General features: G+C 65.3%; 19 protein-coding genes. 5 read left to right on the top strand and 14 right to left on the bottom strand.

All coding sequences use genetic code 11. The annotated features are described in order from the left end of the window. Positions 1-8: 8 nt before the first annotated feature. The 11 genes from K5658_RS19465 to K5658_RS19415 all read right to left on the bottom strand — a co-directional run bounded on the left by K5658_RS19465 (position 9) and on the right by K5658_RS19415 (position 11,485). Positions 9-1,097 (bottom strand): sulfate/molybdate ABC transporter ATP-binding protein, encoded by a 1,089-nt coding sequence (locus K5658_RS19465; RefSeq protein ID WP_221064724.1) that lies wholly within the window; start codon positions 1,095-1,097, stop codon positions 9-11. Between the two features lie 35 nt (positions 1,098-1,132). Further along, complete coding sequence (gene cysW / locus K5658_RS19460) at positions 1,133-2,002, bottom strand: sulfate ABC transporter permease subunit CysW (RefSeq protein WP_221064723.1); 870 nt, start codon at positions 2,000-2,002, stop codon at positions 1,133-1,135. Positions 2,003-2,028: 26 nt separating this feature from the next. Beyond that, a complete protein-coding gene (gene cysT, locus K5658_RS19455; RefSeq protein WP_221067045.1) occupies positions 2,029-2,847 on the bottom strand; it encodes a sulfate ABC transporter permease subunit CysT in 819 nt (272 codons plus the stop codon). Positions 2,848-3,079: 232 nt separating this feature from the next. Next, complete coding sequence (locus K5658_RS19450; RefSeq protein ID WP_221064722.1) at positions 3,080-3,457, bottom strand: roadblock/LC7 domain-containing protein; 378 nt, start codon at positions 3,455-3,457, stop codon at positions 3,080-3,082. Between the two features lie 303 nt (positions 3,458-3,760). Next, positions 3,761-4,318, bottom strand: coding sequence for an RBBP9/YdeN family alpha/beta hydrolase (locus tag K5658_RS19445; RefSeq protein ID WP_221064721.1), 558 nt, complete (start codon positions 4,316-4,318; stop codon positions 3,761-3,763). Positions 4,319-4,327: 9 nt separating this feature from the next. After that, complete coding sequence (locus K5658_RS19440) at positions 4,328-5,335, bottom strand: sulfate ABC transporter substrate-binding protein (RefSeq protein ID WP_221064720.1); 1,008 nt, start codon at positions 5,333-5,335, stop codon at positions 4,328-4,330. Between the two features lie 33 nt (positions 5,336-5,368). Then, positions 5,369-7,243 carry an OprO/OprP family phosphate-selective porin gene (locus K5658_RS19435; RefSeq protein WP_221064719.1) on the bottom strand — a complete coding sequence of 625 codons (1,875 nt, stop codon included), beginning with the start codon at positions 7,241-7,243 and terminating at the stop codon, positions 5,369-5,371. A gap of 108 nt (positions 7,244-7,351) precedes the next feature. Beyond that, the gene (locus tag K5658_RS19430; protein ID WP_425515884.1) at positions 7,352-7,627 is read right to left on the bottom strand and encodes a YezD family protein; all 276 of its coding nucleotides are present in this window, start codon (positions 7,625-7,627) and stop codon (positions 7,352-7,354) included. Between the two features lie 279 nt (positions 7,628-7,906). Then, positions 7,907-8,893 (bottom strand): hypothetical protein, encoded by a 987-nt coding sequence (locus K5658_RS19425; RefSeq protein WP_221064718.1) that lies wholly within the window; start codon positions 8,891-8,893, stop codon positions 7,907-7,909. Beyond that, complete coding sequence (locus K5658_RS19420; protein ID WP_221064717.1) at positions 8,890-9,537, bottom strand: hypothetical protein; 648 nt, start codon at positions 9,535-9,537, stop codon at positions 8,890-8,892. The genes K5658_RS19425 and K5658_RS19420 overlap by 4 nt, the downstream gene beginning before the upstream one ends. A gap of 28 nt (positions 9,538-9,565) precedes the next feature. Beyond that, positions 9,566-11,485 carry a VWA domain-containing protein gene (locus K5658_RS19415; protein WP_221064716.1) on the bottom strand — a complete coding sequence of 640 codons (1,920 nt, stop codon included), beginning with the start codon at positions 11,483-11,485 and terminating at the stop codon, positions 9,566-9,568. A gap of 209 nt (positions 11,486-11,694) precedes the next feature. On the opposite strand from K5658_RS19415, the gene folP reads away from it, so the two are divergent. Further along, complete coding sequence (gene folP, locus K5658_RS19410; protein WP_221064715.1) at positions 11,695-12,489, top strand: dihydropteroate synthase; 795 nt, start codon at positions 11,695-11,697, stop codon at positions 12,487-12,489. Positions 12,490-12,517: 28 nt separating this feature from the next. On the opposite strand, the gene panD is transcribed toward folP, so the two are convergent. Next, entirely contained in the window at positions 12,518-12,898 is a 381-nt protein-coding gene (panD, locus tag K5658_RS19405) for an aspartate 1-decarboxylase (RefSeq protein WP_221064714.1), read from the bottom strand. A gap of 430 nt (positions 12,899-13,328) precedes the next feature. On the opposite strand from panD, the gene tatA reads away from it, so the two are divergent. The 4 genes from tatA to K5658_RS19385 are packed head-to-tail and all read left to right on the top strand — an operon-like array spanning position 13,329 to position 15,375. Then, positions 13,329-13,529 carry a twin-arginine translocase TatA/TatE family subunit gene (tatA, locus tag K5658_RS19400; RefSeq protein WP_085215767.1) on the top strand — a complete coding sequence of 67 codons (201 nt, stop codon included), beginning with the start codon at positions 13,329-13,331 and terminating at the stop codon, positions 13,527-13,529. Positions 13,530-13,542: 13 nt separating this feature from the next. Continuing rightward, positions 13,543-13,881: a Sec-independent protein translocase protein TatB gene (gene tatB, locus K5658_RS19395; protein ID WP_221064713.1), complete on the top strand. Its 339-nt coding sequence runs from the start codon at positions 13,543-13,545 to the stop codon at positions 13,879-13,881. Next, on the top strand, positions 13,868-14,650 hold the full coding sequence (tatC, locus tag K5658_RS19390) for a twin-arginine translocase subunit TatC (RefSeq protein WP_221064712.1): 783 nt from the start codon (positions 13,868-13,870) through the stop codon (positions 14,648-14,650). Before tatB ends, tatC begins: the two co-directional genes overlap by 14 nt. After that, positions 14,647-15,375 carry an SAM hydrolase/SAM-dependent halogenase family protein gene (locus K5658_RS19385; RefSeq protein ID WP_221064711.1) on the top strand — a complete coding sequence of 243 codons (729 nt, stop codon included), beginning with the start codon at positions 14,647-14,649 and terminating at the stop codon, positions 15,373-15,375. Before tatC ends, K5658_RS19385 begins: the two co-directional genes overlap by 4 nt. A 45-nt stretch (positions 15,376-15,420) precedes the next feature. Here K5658_RS19385 and K5658_RS19380 read toward each other — a convergent pair whose 3' ends face one another. Both K5658_RS19380 and dapD read right to left on the bottom strand, forming a co-directional pair. Further along, a complete protein-coding gene (locus tag K5658_RS19380) occupies positions 15,421-15,822 on the bottom strand; it encodes a hypothetical protein (protein ID WP_221064710.1) in 402 nt (133 codons plus the stop codon). Between the two features lie 62 nt (positions 15,823-15,884). Continuing rightward, on the bottom strand, positions 15,885-16,703 hold the full coding sequence (gene dapD, locus K5658_RS19375; protein ID WP_221064709.1) for a 2,3,4,5-tetrahydropyridine-2,6-dicarboxylate N-succinyltransferase: 819 nt from the start codon (positions 16,701-16,703) through the stop codon (positions 15,885-15,887). Positions 16,704-16,705 lie beyond the last annotated feature (2 nt).

Here is a 16,705-nt window from a genome sequence, read left to right as displayed (position 1 = left end):
ACGGAGCTTTACGCCGCCTTGTCGGTGGGGACGGTCCCGTCCCGGTCGGCGAACAGCCGCAGGCGGCGGGGTTGTAGATAAACCCGGCTGCCCCGGCCCAATTCCTCGCGGTTGTAGCGGTCCCTGGCGAGCTCCACCTCCACGATGCCGTGGCCGTCGTCGCGTTCCAGTTCGACGCGGACGGTCGCGCCCAGGGGCCGGATATCCAGCACGGTGGCGGGGATGGCGCTCTGGCCGGGGTTGTCCCGGAGGATGTCGATTTCGTGCGGGCGGGCGTAGAACACCGCCGAATCCCGGTGTTCCGGGTCGCCCGGCAAGGCGAGCTGGGCCTCGCCGATCTTGGCGTGGCCGTCGTGGACCCGGCCATGGAACAGGTTCACATCGCCCAGGAATTGGTAGACGAAGGGCGTGGCGGGATGGTCGTAGACCTCCTCGGGCGTGCCGATCTGTTCGATCCGGCCCTCGTTCAGCACCACCACCCGGTCGGCCACTTCCAGCGCCTCCTCCTGGTCGTGGGTCACGAACACGCTGGTGACGTGCAATTCGTCGTGCAGGCGGCGCAGCCAGCGCCGGAGTTCCTTGCGGACCTTGGCGTCCAGGGCGCCGAAGGGTTCGTCCAGCAGCAGCACCTTGGGTTCCACCGCCAGGGCGCGGGCCAGGGCGATGCGTTGGCGCTGGCCGCCCGACAACTGGGCCGGATAGCGTCCGGCCAGCCAATCGAGTTGCACCAGTTCCAGCAAGCGATGTACCTTGGCGCGGATTTCTTCTTCGGAAGGCCGCGTCTCCTTGGGCCGCACCCTAAGGCCGAAGGCGATGTTCTCGAACACGGTCATGTGCCGGAACAGCGCGTAGTGCTGGAACACGAAGCCGACTTCCCGGTCCCGCACATGGCGGTCGGTGGCATCCTCGCCGTGGAACAGGATGGCGCCGGCATCCGGGGTTTCCAGCCCGGCGATGATGCGCAGCAAGGTGGTCTTGCCGCAACCGGAGGGACCGAGCAGGGCGACCAGTTCGCCGCCCTCGATGTGCAGGTTGACGTTCTTCAGCGCCTTGAACCGGCCAAAGGCTTTTTGGATGTCGCGGATTTCGATGCTCATGGGCGGTGGCTTTCCGTGGGAGGGGATGGAGTGGTTCAGGTGCGGTGGATTTCGTGGCGCAGATGCCATTCCAGGAAGGTCTTCGCGGCCAGCGTCACCAAGGCCAGCAGCGCCAGCAGCGAGGCCACGGCGAAGGCGGCGGCGGTGTTGTATTCGTTGTAGAGGATTTCGACGTGCAGCGGGATGGTGTTGGTCAAGCCGCGGATATGGCCCGACACCACCGACACCGCGCCGAATTCGCCCATCGCGCGGGCGTTGCAGAGGATCACGCCATACAGCAAGCCCCATTTGATATTGGGCAGGGTGACATGCCAGAAGGTCTGCCAGCCGGAAGCGCCCAGCACGATGGCGGCTTCCTCCTCCTCGCTGCCCTGGGATTGCATCAAGGGGATCAACTCGCGGGCCACGAAGGGGAAGGTCACGAAGATCGTCGCCAACACGATGCCGGGCACGGCGAAGATCAGCTTGATATCGTGGTCCTGCAACCACGGCCCCATCCAACCCTGCAAGCCGAACAACAGCACATAGATCAAACCCGACACCACCGGCGACACCGAGAACGGCAGGTCGATCAGGGTGATGAGGAGGCTTTTGCCGGTGAACTCGAATTTGGCGACGCACCAGGCGGCGGCGATGCCGAACACCAGGTTCAAGGGCACGGAGATGAAGGCGGCGATCAGGGTCAGGCGGACGGCGGCGAGGGCGTTGCGGTCGCCGAGCGCGTGCCAATAGGTGGACCAACCCTTGGCCAGGGCTTGGCTGAACACCACGGCCAGCGGCATGAACAAAAAGCCGACCAGGAACAGCAAGGCGGTCGCGGTCAGGAGCCAGCGGACCCAGGCGGGTTCGCCCCGGGTGCGGTGGGCGGCGGGGTTGGCGGAAGCGGGCAGGGCGAGCGCGGACATGGGGGAATCCTCGGGAAACGGGCGGATCAGGTGCGGCGCAGTTGGCTCCAGCGCTGCAAGGCGTTGATGCCGAGCAGCAGCGTGAAGGAAACCACCAGCATGGACACGGCCAGCGCGGTGGCCCCGGCGTAGTCGTATTGCTCCAGCTTGGTGATGATGAGCAGGGGGGTGATTTCCGACACCATGGGGATATTGCCCGCGATGAAGATGACCGAGCCGTATTCGCCCACCGCCCGGGCGAAGGCCAGGGCGAAGCCGGTCAGCAGGGCCGGCAGCAGGGCCGGGAAGATCACCAGCCGGAAGGTCTGCCAGCGGCTCGCGCCCAGGCTGGCGGCGGCTTCTTCCAGTTCGGCCTCGAAATCCTCCAGGATCGGCTGCACCGTGCGCACCACGAAGGGCAGGCCGATGAAGGTCAGGGCGAGGACCACGCCCAGCGGGGTGTAGGCGATCTTGAGGCCCAGGGGTTGGGTCAGGCTCCCGATCCAGCCCTTGTTGGAATACAGCGTCGCCAGCGAAATACCGGCCACGGCGGTGGGCAGGGCGAAGGGCAGGTCCACCAGGGCGTCGATGAGCTTCTTGCCGTAGAAGTCGTAGCGCACCAGCACCCAGGCCACCAACAGCCCGAACACGGCGTTGATGAGCGCCCCGGCCAGGGAAGCGCCGAAGGTCAGCTTATAGGAAGCCAAGACCCTGGGTTCGGTGATGACCGACCAGAAGCCGGACCAGCCCAGCGTTCCGGCCTTGAGGAAGGTGGCGGACAGGGGGATCAGCACGATGAGGCTCAGGTATAGCACCGTGAATCCCAGGGTGATGGAAAAACCGGGCAGGACGCCGCGTTGCTTCAGCATGGTGGTATCGGGGACGGTGGCGGTAGATGCGGCGAACTGTAGCAGGCGGTTTTTATGCGATGAAAGAATAAGTGGCGATACCTTGATGCTTTTTGGTTATAACAATGCCGGTTATAGCGGAGGGACGGCCAATAAAATGGCCCGCGCCGCGGGCCTAACAGGGATGTCTGGTGTCACCGGCGTCGCGGGGCCGGGATGGCGCTGGGGCATGCGCCGGTTGGGGCGGGGATCAGGTGCCGCCGGCCGAGACCAGGGCTTCGATATCGTTGGCCGCCCGCTGCATATGGCCGAGGATGGTGCCCGACTCGGCTTCCGGCTTGCAGACCACGGTCAGGATGGCTTCGGGACCGGCCTGGGTCATCAGCACGGAACCGGCCTTGCCCGCGACCAGGACTTGGCCGAGCCGGTCGCCCACCAGTTCCACCGCGGTTTTGTGGCCCAGGGCCATGAGGGCCGAACTCATCGCGCCCAGGTTGTCCTCGTCGATGGCGGGGGAAGACGCGCCCGAGGCGACGCTGGCCAGCGCCAGTCCGTCGTTCGACAGTACGCTGGAAACCAGGATGGCTTCCGAGCGATGGTTCAGTTCGCTAAGAATCGTGGCGAGCATGGGAATATCCTCCGAAGTTCCAAGTGAACAAGGGTCGATCCAGGCCGGGGATAAAAGGTGGGGTAGGGGTGCCGATCCTTTGGGCCCGGCGGATACCCTAACAGTTGTCGGCTGACGGCTTGATGTCGGGCCGGTTACGGGTAGGTGTCCTCGCGGTGGGCGGTGGCCGCCGCCGCGCGGGTGCGGAAATTTACAATATGCAAGTTCCGTGCGAATCGATGGCCGGGTTTGGCGCAGGTCGGCAAGGCTTGAAAACCGGGCTGGTCGGGCGGCATCCCACCCGCCGCGCCGCACCGGCCCGGCTCAGATTTGGGCGATCCGGTGTTGCGCCGGGCGATGCTGGTGCGTATCCGCTGCTTGCAAGGAAGCAAACAACCCGAGTCCCGCGGGCCAGGGACCGTAGCCCGCTTCGACATTGATATGCCCGGCCCGGCCCAGGCTGAAGCAGGCACAGCCCCAACGCCCGGCCCACTCGTGGGCGCGGGGGAGGCTCATCCAGGGGTCGTCCTCGCTGGCGATCAACAGGGCGGGGAAGGGCAGGGCCGTCGCGGGCAGGACGGTGTCCAGGCCGAACCGCGCCGGATCGGCGGGCGCGACCAAGAAAGCGCCCGCCACCCGTCCGGGCCGGGCCAGCGCGGCGTGGACCGCGGCCAGGCAGCCGAAGCTATGCGCCACCAACCACGCCGGTTCCCCGGTTTGCTCCAAGGCCGCGCCGACCCGCCGCGCCCAGCGCTCCAGGTCCGGGGTGTGCCAATCGGCCTGCTCGACGCGCACGGCGTCCGGGACTTGGGTTTGCCACCAAGTCTGCCAATGCTCGGGGCCGCTACCGCCGAGGCCGGGCACGATGAGCGAGGCCGCCACGTCCATTCCTCAATGTCCGTAGATTTGGTCGAACACCCCGCCATCGGCGAAATGGGTGGCCTGGGCCTTATTCCAGTCGCCGAACACCTCGGCGATGGTGAACAGCTCGACCTTGGGGAACACGCTGGCGTGCTGGGCGAGGATGGCCGGATCGCGCGGGCGGTAGAAATGCTTGGCGGCGAGTTCCTGGCCCTCCTTGCTATAGAGGTATTCCAGATAGGCTTTGGCGACTTCCGCCGTGCCCTTCTTCGCCGCCACCTTGTCCACCACGGTCACGGGCGGCTCGGCCAGGATGCTGAGCGAGGGCGTGACGATCTGGTATTTGTCCTTGCCATATTCCTTGAGCGCCAGGAACGCCTCGTTCTCCCAGGTGATCAGCACATCGCCGATTTCGCGCTCGGCGAAGGTCACGGTCGCGCCACGGGCACCGCTGTCGAGGACGGCGGTGTTCTTGTAGATCTTGGTGATCAAATCCTTGGCCGCCGCTTCGCCGCCCAGTTTCTTCATGCCATAGCCCCAGGCCGCCAGGTAGTTCCAGCGGGCGCCGCCCGAGGTCTTGGGGTTGGGCGTGACCACGGCCACGCCGGGTTTGGCGAGGTCGGGCCAATCCTTGATCCCCAGGGGATTGCCCGCCCGCACCAGGAACACCATGGTCGAGGTGTAGGGGGCGCTGTTATTGGGCAGGCGCGATTGCCAGTTTTCCGGGATCAGCTTGCCTTTCTGGTAGAGCTGGTCCACGTCGTAGGCCAGGGCCAGGGTGACCACGTCGGCGTCCAGGCCGTCGATCACGGCGCGGGCCTGCTTGCCGGAGCCGCCGTGGGATTGGTTGACGGACACGTCCTCGTGCTGCTTGCCTTTCCAATACTTGGCGAAGGCCGCGTTGTAGTCCTCGTAGAATTCGCGGGTCGGGTCGTAGGACACGTTAAGGAGGGTCAATTCCCCGGCGGCGGCCTGCTGGGCCAGGGCGAGGGTGGAGGCGAACAACAGCGCTTTCAGCGCCTGGGCGATGGTTTTCATGGTGGGGATGCCTGTGCTGTGGGTCGGGGCTTTCTAATAGGTGAATTGGAAACGGGTGAAGAAGACTTTCTCGGTGGGGCGGTCCACGACTTGTTTTTCGGTGTTCACCGCGCCGCCCTCGAAATGGGTCTGCTCGTAATCGGCCATGAATTTGAGGTTCTGGTTCAGCCACCAGTTGAAGCCCACGGCCCAGGAGGTCGCGTGCTGCACCGAGCTGCGGGGGTCGGAGAACAGGTACACCGGCTTGGAGGCCGTGCCGAAATTCTTGAAGGTGTCCTTGTCGATATCGAGTTCGCTCCAACGCGCCGCCAATTGCCAAGCGCCCCATTGGCCCTCGAAGGGGTTGAACGGATGGCGCGGCTTGACGCCCTGGAAGGTGTTGTCCTCGCCGGTCAGCACGTAGGAGGCGGCGATCTGCCAGGCTTGGTTGTCCTGGCGGGTTGGATTCACGTTGCGGGGACCGCTGGCGCTGGCGCTGGTCGTGGTCTTGGACGTGGTGGAGGTGGTGTTGGAGGCCACGGTCGAGCGGACATCGGTCTTGACGGCGGTGGTGGTGGTGTCGGTCTGTTGCACCGCCAAGTCCTGCGAGGAATAGGCGTATTCCCCGAACAACCCGAACGGTCCCCAGTACCAATACGCCTGCGGGTAGATGCGGTAGCGTTCGCCATCCGCCAGGGCCGCCGAGAAACTGGTGGTCGTGGTGGTGGTCGTGGTGGTGATGGTTTGCTTGCCGGTCGCGGGGGTATTGGCCTGGGTCACGGCGACGGCGGTGCTGGAACCGGCCTGGGTGGTGCCGGTGGCATAGGTCAGGATGTTGTTCTGGCCGGGGGAGACCAGGGCGGGCAGGTTGTTCTGGTTGGTCGGGGTGCCGTAGCTACCCGCGACGCCCAGGCCCAGCCCTTCCAAGGAATCCACGCCGGAATGCTGGAACGGATGCGAGAAGATGCGGCCATCGAAGGCTTTGTCGTCGAAGGTGGCGGTGTCGGAATTCTGCACGGCCTGGTTGTCGGCGGTGCCGTTGAACACGCCGAACTGGTAGCTGAGGAACTCGGTCGATTGGTTGACGAAGGTGTATTTCGGCTCGTAGCCGGGCTTGCCGAATTCGCCGTGCAGCATCACGCCGATATCGCGGTTCGGGGCCAATTCGGTGGGATAGGCGCGTTCCACGAACAGGAGGTGGGGCGCGGCCTGGATGCGTTCCAGGCTGACCGGGGCTTTCTGCTTGCCCACGGCGAGGCTGGCGAAGCGGAAATAATGCAGGTCGAGGGTGGCGTCGAACAAACGCGCCTGCCCGCCCCCGAAATCCGGCGCGACCAGGAAGTCGGCATATTTGAACAAGGTGCCCGCGAATTGCAGGCGGGCGCGGCGGATGGTGAATTTATCGACCCCGAGCCCGGTGCCGGCCTGGATGGGATTGGGCTGGCCCGCCGCATTGAGGCCGACGCCCTCGCCATTGTGGGGATTGTCGTCCAGGAAGAAATCGCCGTCGGCCTGCACGAAACCGCGCAGCCGGAGCTGGTTTTCGCCGTCGGCGGAAGTGATGCGGAAACCCGTATCCGGGCCGGCCTCGATCTTGGCCTGGGTTTTCTTGGCGTTGTCCGCCGCTTCCTTGTCCACTTCCAGCTTGCGTTCCAGCACCTTGACCTTTTGGTCCAGCGCCTTCACCTGGGGATCGACGGCGGTGGTCCTGGCCGGGGCTTCCGCGCTGGCGGCGGACGGGGAAAGCTTGGCGCGGAGCTTGGCGTTCTCGGTCTCGGAATGTTCCAGCCGTTTTTCCAGTTCCAGGATATGGCGTTCCAGGCGCTCGAAACGCTGTTCGTCGGTGAGGGCCGGAGCGGTGGGCGCGAAACCCACCAACCAAGCCGCGCCCGCGCCGGTCGCCAGGCGTTGGGTCCATCGGTTATTCATGGTTTTGCCTTTGTCGCAATGCTCGGGGCTTCCGGTGTTCCGGTCGGTCCGCCAAGTTTCTTAGGGTTGCCGCCGGGGGTCCGGTAGGCCGGGTATGGGGCGGGGCGGTCAGGACCGGCGGGCTTCCAGGACTTCCGGTTCGCTGGCTTCGGGGCAGGCGAGGTTCAGACGGAATTTCTCCTTGCGCTCGATCTGGACGATGCGGCCCTCGTGGACGGTGATTTCCACCGAGCCGAAGCGGAGGCCGCGCAGGGCTTCCAGGATTTTTTTCGCGCCGGGTTCGGGGTCGGCGTGGGGGGGGCGGTGGTCGAAGGCCATGGGTGTGGGTCCGGGCGGCACGCTGATGGAATGGATGGGACCGGCCCATCCGCTATTGCGGAGCATGGTAGCAACGCCCGGATTGAACAAAAAAGAATAAAACAAAAAATGGTTATAGCGGATCGTTCTTAGGATGTGGCCCGATGCCTATCGATGCGGCGGGGAGATGGGGCGCCGCCGCCTTGGTCTCCATGCCCGTCCGCCGATAAAGCCGAGGCCGGGAAGGCTGCGGCGTCTACGGGTGGGCGGACTTGGCCCGGCCCGGCGTCCCGCCATCCAGCAAGCCTTGGAACAAGCCTGCCGCGCCAAATACGGCCCCGGTTCGTAGGGCGGATTCATCCGCGCTTACTTGTGGGGGGGATCGGGCCGGGTGCTGGGTTCCGGTGGGGCCGTGGGCGAGTCGTCCGCCATCATGCTTTGCCAAGCGGCCATCAAGAGGGCGGTTTCGTCCGGGGTCGGGGTGTCGGGCTCTTGGGAGGGCGCGTCTTCCCCAGGGGGCGGCTCGGCTTCTTCCTTTGGCGTCTCCGCCGTGCCGTCGTCGGTGAATTCCAGGGGGGCGGGTGGGTCTTCCGGCCAGGGCGTATTTTCCCCGGACATGAATCCGGCTTCTGCTTGAGGCGTGTTCGTCGCCGCGTCGGGGGTGTCCCAGGTTTCCAAGGTTGTCGCGTCTTCGGCGGATTCGAGCGGGGCTTCGGGCCAAGGCGCATCTTCCCCGCTCGCCGGTCCGGTTTCTTCCTGTGGCAGGGCTGTCGCGGTGCCGTCGTCGGCGGGGGTGTCCCAGCCTGCCGGGGGCGTCGGGTCGGCGGATTCCGGCGCTGTGTCGTCCCAGGTATCCAGGGAAGCCGCGTCGGCGGCGGCTTGGGGGAATGCCTCGGTGGAGTCTTCTAGCACTGGCGGGTCGATCCCGGCCGGATCGTCTTCCCAAGGGGGCTCCGGGCTTTCACCAAGCCGGTGCGCGGTGGCGTGGGCCTCGCCCAGCACGGCGAGTTGGCGGTCCATGAGCGTGGTCAGCGCGGGGCGCAACGCGGTGAGCTGGGCGGGATCGCCGCCCGCCAGCAGGGGGACCAGTTCCCGAAGGAATGCCTTTTCTTCCGCATACAAGGCCGCGCCGACCCGTTCCGCGGTCTCGGTGTCCAGGCCATGGTGGGATTCCAGTCCGTCCTGTAATTCCAGCCGCCGCCGTTTCTCGCCCTTGGCCACGCCGTCCAGCAGTGTTTCCAGCGCCGCCCATCGCCGTTGGGAGCGCCGCCGCCCGGCCAGCGCCAAACCCAAGGCCAGCGCCGCCATCGCCACCACCAGTTCGCCCAACAAGACCCAGGCCAGCGCGTTCATGCGGGAGGCTCGGGTGGGCCGTCCGTGCCGGTCGTGGCTCCGCCCGGCTCGGTGATCCGCCCGAACGCGGCCAGCACCCGGTCCAGGCTGGCGCTAAGCTCCTGTGCCGTATGGGGGTTGCCGAACATGCGGGCGTATTCCTGCGAGACATCCTCCAAGGCTTGTAGGGTCGTCCCGAGCCGGTGTTGCAACTCGGCGTTTTCGGCCTGGACTTGTTCCAGTTCGGCTTCGAGTCCGGCGTTGGATTCCGGGTGCGGGGTTTGGCGCAGCAACTCCGCGATCAAGCGGCAGTAAGGTTCGGAAATGCCCCGGACGTGGCGGTCGATCTCGGCCAGCTTGGCGGGGTCGCGGCTGAGGAAGGCTTGTATGGCCTGCCGGTACAGGGCTTTTTCCTTGTTCAGGACTTCGGTGAGGACGCTGTCGCGCAGGGAAGGGGCGAGGCCGCCGCCGTCCGAAAGGGCCTGGGCGAGCCGTTGTTCGTGGGCTTCGTCTTCGCTGTTGATGCGCTCCACCAGGGCGGCGGCTTCGCCCCGTTCGGCGCGGGTTTTCCTCGCGCCCAGGTACCATAGCAAGACCAGGGCGCACAGGAGGGCGACGATGGCCTCGGTGGCCAGGACGGCGGCCAGTTGGGGGATTTCGATCATGACGGCGGTTTCCTCCATGGGCGCGGCCTCAGGGCGAGAGTTTGCCCAGCAGTTTGGCGAGGGCGGCCGCTTTGCGTTGCTTGAACTGGCGGTGGGCGAAGAAGCCGGCGGCGATGAGCGCGACATTGATGCCCAGGGCTTCCGCCGCGGTGACCGGCCAGTTTTCGGCATGGGCGGCGGTGGGTTCTGGTTCCGTCGCTACGGGTTCATGGTGTTCCGGCGCGGAATCGTGTTCATGCGGATCGGCGGGCGGTTCGTGCGCGGCGGGTTCGTGGTCGTGCGGATCGGCGGGCGGTTGGTGGTCTTGGGCGCTGGCCGGTGTGTGCTGGACGGGTTCGTGCCGGGGTTCGGCGGGTTCGTGCGCGGCGGGTTCATGGCCCTGGGCGCTGGCCGGTGTATGTGGGATCGGTTCGTGACCATGGGCGGGTTCCGCTGGTGCCGTTTCCCCCAGGACCAGCGGCTTGATCGGCACGGCCACGCTCTTGCCGTCCAGGGTTTTGGCCTGGGCCGAGAAATTCACGGTGCCGTGGGCGGCCAACGGCAGGGTGTAGCGCCAAGCCGTGCCTTCGCGCTCCGCCGCCAGTTCGGCGGATTGCCCGGCCAGCTTGGCCTTCACCACCAGGCTGTCGGGCTGGATGGCCTGGGGATTCGGGGTGACGGTCAGGCCCAGGGTATGCGGTTCGGCCTGGGTGTCGCGGTGGACGGCGACCCGGACCAGGTCTTCCAATATCTGGAAATTTTGTTTGGCGACGCGCTGGAAGGTCTGGCCGTCGGCGGTGATGGTCAGGGTATAGGTGCCGGGCGGGGGCGCGGCTTCCAGGTCCAGGGTGAAGCGCTCCGGATGCTGGGCGTCCTGGGGCATCGGGAAATCTTGGTGTTCCGCGCCGTTCGCCAACGTGGCCCCGACCTTCAGCAAGCCCAGGAAATCCTGCCGCGCCACGGCTTGGCCGTGTTCGCTGAAGCCGGCGGCGATGGCGGGCCATTCCGCGGGGGCCACGAAATTCGGGATCGGCGTGACCTCGAGCTTGAGGTCGGTCACCACCAGCACGCGGTTGTCGGGGTCTTCGTCGGCGACCAACTTCCATTCGCCCGCCGCCGGATGGCCGACGGTGATGAGGTCGTAGCCCGGCTCGTGGACCCAACGGGTTTGCGGCGGGGTGTGGGCCTGGGTCGATTCCGCGCCGCCCGGCGCCACCAACCGAGTCGGCTGGGCGTCCGGCTTCAGGAGGACCAACACGGTGAATTCCTGGATGCCGGCGTCCACCTTGAAGCGGTTGTCGCGCAGGGGCAGGCCGTCCTGCGGCGCGACCTGGCTGAACATCCGCACGAAGCTGCGTTGCAGGGCGTCGGCGCTGTCGGCGGTTTCGTTCCAGCCGTCGGTGGCGAGCGAGAGTTGGCGCAGCAGTTCGCGGTCGGATTGTTCGGACAGGGCGATGGTATCGACATGGACGCCCGCCGCCTGGAGTTTGGGCAGCAATTCGGCGACGATGCGCGAGCGCGAGGCGGCGCTGGCCTCGGCTTGCTTGGAGACATCGACCATGCCGTCGGTCAGCAGCAGGACGCCCCGGTTGGGACCGGTCCCGCCCGCGGCGAACCAGTCCTTCGCGGCGGCGTCCAGGGCCGCCTCGATATGGGTGAACTGGCCGCGGGAGTGGATTTTATTGGCCGATTGCAGCGCCCTGGCTTTCCAGGCCGCATCCACGGTGCCGGTGGGCACCAACACCTGGGGTGTGGCGTCGAACAGCCAGAGACCGGCCCGGCTGCCCATGGGCAGGAGTTCGATCAGTAGCTTCAGCGCGGGGATGCGCAAATTGCGGGGATCGTTCTGTTTCATGCTGCCGGAGGTGTCGATCAGCACCCGGATATCGCTGGGCGGTTCCTGGGCGCCGGCGGTGGACGAGGCCAGCCACAAGAGCAGGGCGAAACTGTGTAGGATTCGGAGCGCCATGGTTTCGGGGTGTTGGCTAGCGGCGGGATCGGCCCGCCGGTTCCTGGTGTTTGCGACCGCATGTTGTCCGAAAGCTTAGTCCAAGCCGGCCAAGGTGATGTATGGGGCGTCCGATCCGGGTGGTGTGGATATAACTGGCTGTTTTTGATGATTTTATTTGGGAGGCGAGCTTGAAGCGTTGGCAGGCGGGGGCCGGAAGGCCATTGATTATGGGCATATTGAACGCGACCCCGGACAGTTTCTCCGATGGCGGGCAATTCCTGGAGGTGGGGCGGGCCTTGGCCCAGGCCGCGAGGATGGCGGACGAGGGCGCGGATATCGTCGATATCGGCGGCGAATCCACCCGGCCCGGTGCTGATCCGGTGCCGGTGGCCGTGCAAATCGAACGGGTGGTGCCGATTATCCGGGCCATCCGCAAAAAACTATCCCCGGAGCTTGCCATCAGTATCGATACCACTTGGAGCGCCGTGGCCGAAGCGGCTTTGGACGCCGGGGCCGATATGATTAACGATGTCTCGGCGGGCCGGGATGATCCTGGGATATTGGCGCTCGCGGCCCATAGGAATGTCCCCATCGCCTTGATGCATATGCAGGGCACGCCCAAAACCATGCAGGAGAATCCCGGCTATGGCGATGTGGTGGCGGAGGTGCTGGGGTTTCTGGAAACGCGGGTCGAGGCGGCGCTGACCGCGGGGATTCCCCCGGAAAATATTATCCTCGATCCCGGTATCGGCTTCGGCAAGCGGCGGGAAGATAATCTGAAACTACTGGCGGGATTGGGGCGGTTGGTGGCGACCGGCCATACCGTATTGTTGGGGACCAGCCGCAAGCGCTTCATGGGGGCGGTTTGCGGGGAAACCCAGCCGGACCGGTTGCTCGGGGCCACGGTGGCGACCACGGCCTGGGGCGTGGCGCAGGGGGTGGGGATGTTCCGGGTCCACGATGTCAGGGAGAACCGCCAAGCCGCCGATGTCGCCGCGGCCATCCTGGCGGCGGGAATATGAAGCTTCCCGCCGGGCTTCCAAGCGGGGCCTAGGCGGCTTGTACAGGGATGGCGTTGCTGGTGCGGGCGATGCGGTTATCCGGGTCCACATAGACCAGGGTGGGTTGATAATCCGATAATTCGTGCTGCGCGAGTATCGCGTAGGCGCAGATAATCAGAATATCGCCGGGGGCCGCCAACCGCGCCGCCGCGCCATTGACCGAAATGATGCCGGAACCGTTTTCCGCCCGGATGGCATAGGTGGTGAAGCGTTCCCCGTTGTTCACATTGTAAATCTGGATCTGCTCGTATTCGCGGATGCCCGAGGTTTCCAGCAACAAGCCATCGATGGCGCAGGAACCTTCGTATTCGAGTTCCGAATGGGTTACGCGGGCGCGATGTATTTTGGCTTTCAGCATCGTCGATTGCATGGGGTAACTCTTCTGTGCGATGGCAAATCGGATATTTTCCAGAAATCCGCCGTCCATCACAACCGCTCTGGAGCGACACTGATATTTCCCGCGGCGGGTCCGGGGCGGACGGAAAATACCGTCGCTTCGGCGGGGATGCCGAAATCCAAGGGCCAGGGAGGACGAATTCCGGGCACCATCGCGGCTGGATCCGGGCGGTTGTATCGATGGGAGCCGCGCGTCCATGGCCTGGATTCCGGCGCTCCCTGCCGGAATGACGCTAGGTGCGGTCGCTTTGGGTCCAAATCGGGAATGGCCGGCGCTGTACGTCCGTGGCTGTGGGCGCAACCAGATTCCGGTAAGCTTAGGCCGGAGGGGCACCGCCCCCGCCCGTCCCCGCCCGCGCGGGGCGTTGTTTTTTTGGAAAATGTCCATTCGGGAGATTCGAGCTATGGGTATCGGTATTCAGGAACTGTTGGTCGTGTTGGTCATCGTGCTGCTGCTGTTCGGCACCAAGAAGCTGCGGAACCTCGGCGGCGATCTGGGATCGGCGATCAAGAGCTTCCGCAACGCCATGAGCGAGGGCGAGGACGACAAGCCCGCCGCGCACGCCGCCGCCGAGAAGAAGGACGCGGACAAGGACGCGGGCTGACGGAATCAAGGCCATGTTCGATATCGGTTTTTCGGAATTGGTGTTGGTGGGCGTGGTGGCGCTGTTGGTGTTCGGGCCGGAGCGCCTGCCACGGGTGGCGCGGGAGGCGGGGCTGTGGATCAGGAAGGCCCGCTCCATGGTGGCCTCGGTGAAATCGGAAATCGACCACGAATTGCAGTTGCAGGAATTGCAGCAGACTTTGCGCGAGCAGAAGCAAAAGTTGCAACAGGAAGGCCGCGCCTATGTGGAGGGCGTGACCGCCACGGGCAAGGAGGCGGCTGCCAAGCCGTTGCCCGACAAGTCCCCGGCCACCGACGCCGACCATGGAGGGCGCGGCGATGGCCCAGCCTGATTTCGACGACGGCGGCGGTCTCGAACAGCCGTTCATTTCCCATCTGGTCGAACTCCGCAACCGGCTGATCCGCTGCATCGCGGTGGTGTTGCTGGTGTTTTCCGGGCTGTCGTTCAAGGCCAACGAGATTTACGCCTTCGTGGCGGGGCCGTTGGTCGAGCATATGCCCGCCGGGTCGCAGATGATCGCCACCGGGGTGGCTTCGCCGTTCTTCGCGCCGTTCAAGCTGGCCTTGGTGGTGTCGGTGTTCGCGAGCATGCCGTTCATCCTCTACCAAGCCTGGGCCTTCATCGCGCCGGGGCTATACCGGCATGAAAAGCGCTTCGCCCTGCCCTTGCTGGTCGCCAGCATTCTGTTGTTCTATGGGGGGATGGCGTTCGCCTATTTCCTGGTGTTCCCGGTCATTTTCCAGTTCATGATCATGACCACGCCGCCGGGCGTGACCATGATGACCGATATCACCCAGTATCTGGATTTTGTGCTGGCCTTGTTCTTCGCCTTCGGGATATCGTTCGAGGTGCCCATCGCCACCATCTTGCTGGTCGCGACCGGCATCATGACCCGTGAAAGCATCGCCGATAAGCGGCCCTACGCCATCGTGCTGGCCTTCGTGATCGGCATGGTGTTGACGCCGCCGGACGTGGTGTCGCAGACCATGCTGGCGGTGCCGATTTGGATGCTGTTCGAGTTGGGGCTGGTGTTCTCGCGCTTGTTCGTGCCCAAGCCGGTACCGGCCATCGAGGACCATACCGAAGCCGACGCCCCATGATCCTGCTGTTCACCGATTTCGGGGCGGAAGGGCCGTATCTGGGCCAGATGGAGGCCGTGTTGCGGCGGGAGGCGCCGGGCGTCCCCGTCATCAATCTGTTGAGCGACGCGCCCACCGGCGACCCGCGCCGCGGTGCCTATCTGCTGGCCGCGTTGAGCCGCTATTTTCCCGAGGGCAGCGTGTTCCTGGGCGTGGTCGATCCGGGCGTGGGTGGCGAGCGTGCGCCGGTGGTGTTGCAGGCGGACGGGCGCTGGTTCGTGGGGCCGGACAATGGCCTTTTCAATACGGTCGCGCTCCAGGCGGGCGACGGCGAATGGCGGCGCATCGATTGGCGGCCCGAACGGCTGTCGATGAGTTTCCATGGCCGTGACCTGTTCGCGCCCATCGCCGCCCGCATCGCGCGGGGCGATTGGGCTTGGGAGAATACGCCGTATCCGGGGCCGGATGGGGCCGGGTGGCCGCTGGACTTGCCCGAGATCGTCTATTTCGACCACTACGGCAACGCCATCACCGGCCTCCGCCACCGCGCCGACCTGGACGGGCTGGATTTGTGGGTGGATGGGAAACGCATCCCCCAGGCGGGCACCTTCTGCGAAGTGCCGCAAGGCGCGGCGCTGTGGTACCGCAATTCCATGGACCTGGTCGAAATCGCGGTCAACCGGGGCCGGGCCGACCGAGTCTTGGGGCTGGCCGTGGGCGCGGGCGTCGCGTTCTCCAAGGCATAAAAAAGCCCCGCGCGAGGCGGGGCTTTGGGGCGTACCGCGCCGGTCTTACTTGACCCGCACCAGTTCCTTCCCATCGCTATCGAAGTGGCAGATGCCCGCCGCGAAATAGCCGCATTCCTCGGATTGGTCGATCTTGGCACCGTCCGCGCTCAGGTGGATGCTCAGCGTGCAGTAATGGGCCTCGCTGGGAATCTGCTTCTTCACCACCAGTTCGTTGGCACCGACTTGCTTGGCGTCGTCGGAGATCGAGGCGGAGCAGGCTTTGCTGCCCTGTTCGCCGCTGTTCGGCTCGAAGTCGATGTCGGTGGTGACGGAAACGTCCTCGCCGATCTTGGTGACTTTCAGGTGATGGACGTGGTTGCCATCGCGCAGCACGTAGTGCTCGGTGGAAGCGAACGCGCCGCCGGAGACCAGCATGGCCACGGCCAGGAACAAGCTTTTCTTCATGGTGTTACCCCTTCTTGGTGAATGGATTATTGTGGAAGCGGCGGGCCGGCCCGCCGCCGGTATTAGTCGCGCAGCAATTCGTTGATGCCTACTTTGCCGCGTGTTTTTTCGTCCACCTGCTTGATGATGACCGCGCAGTAGAGGCTGTGGCTGCCATCCTTCGCCGGTAGGTTGCCGGACACTACCACAGAGCCTGCGGGGATTCGACCGTAAGTAACCTCGCCGGTCATGCGGTTGTAGATTTTGGTGCTTTGGCCGATGTAGACGCCCATGGAAATCACCGAGCCCGCCTCGACCACCACGCCCTCGACCACTTCCGAACGCGCCCCGATGAAGCAATCGTCCTCGATGATGGTGGGACCGGCCTGCAAGGGTTCCAGCACGCCGCCGATGCCGACGCCGCCCGAGAGGTGGACGTTCTTGCCGATCTGGGCGCAGGAACCGACCGTGGCCCAGGTATCGACCATGGTGCCCGCATCGACGAACGCGCCGATGTTGACGAAGGAGGGCATCAGCACCACGTTGGGGCCGATGTAGGAACCCCGGCGTACCACCGCGCCCGGCACGGCGCGCGCTCCCTGGGCCTTGAATTCGGCCTCGCCGAACTGGGCGAATTTGGGCTCGACCTTGTCGTAGTAGCGCATATCGCCTTCACCGATCACGCGGTTGTCGTTGATGCGGAAGGACAGCAGCACGGCTTTCTTGAGCCATTGGTTGACGACCCATTGGCCGTCGATCTTCTCGGCGACGCGGCGCTGGCCGCTATCGAGGAGGTTGAGGGATTCTTGGATGGCCTCGCGGATTTCGGCGCTGACCGAGGTGGGGGAGATTTCGGCGCGGTTTTCGAAGGCTTGGTCGATGGTGGTTTCTAGGTTGGACATGG

This window comes from Methylomagnum ishizawai, from assembly GCF_019670005.1.
GTDB lineage: Bacteria > Pseudomonadota > Gammaproteobacteria > Methylococcales > Methylococcaceae > Methylomagnum > Methylomagnum ishizawai.
Note: the sequence above shows the minus strand (reverse complement) of the source record. Positions and strands in the feature narration are given on the sequence as shown.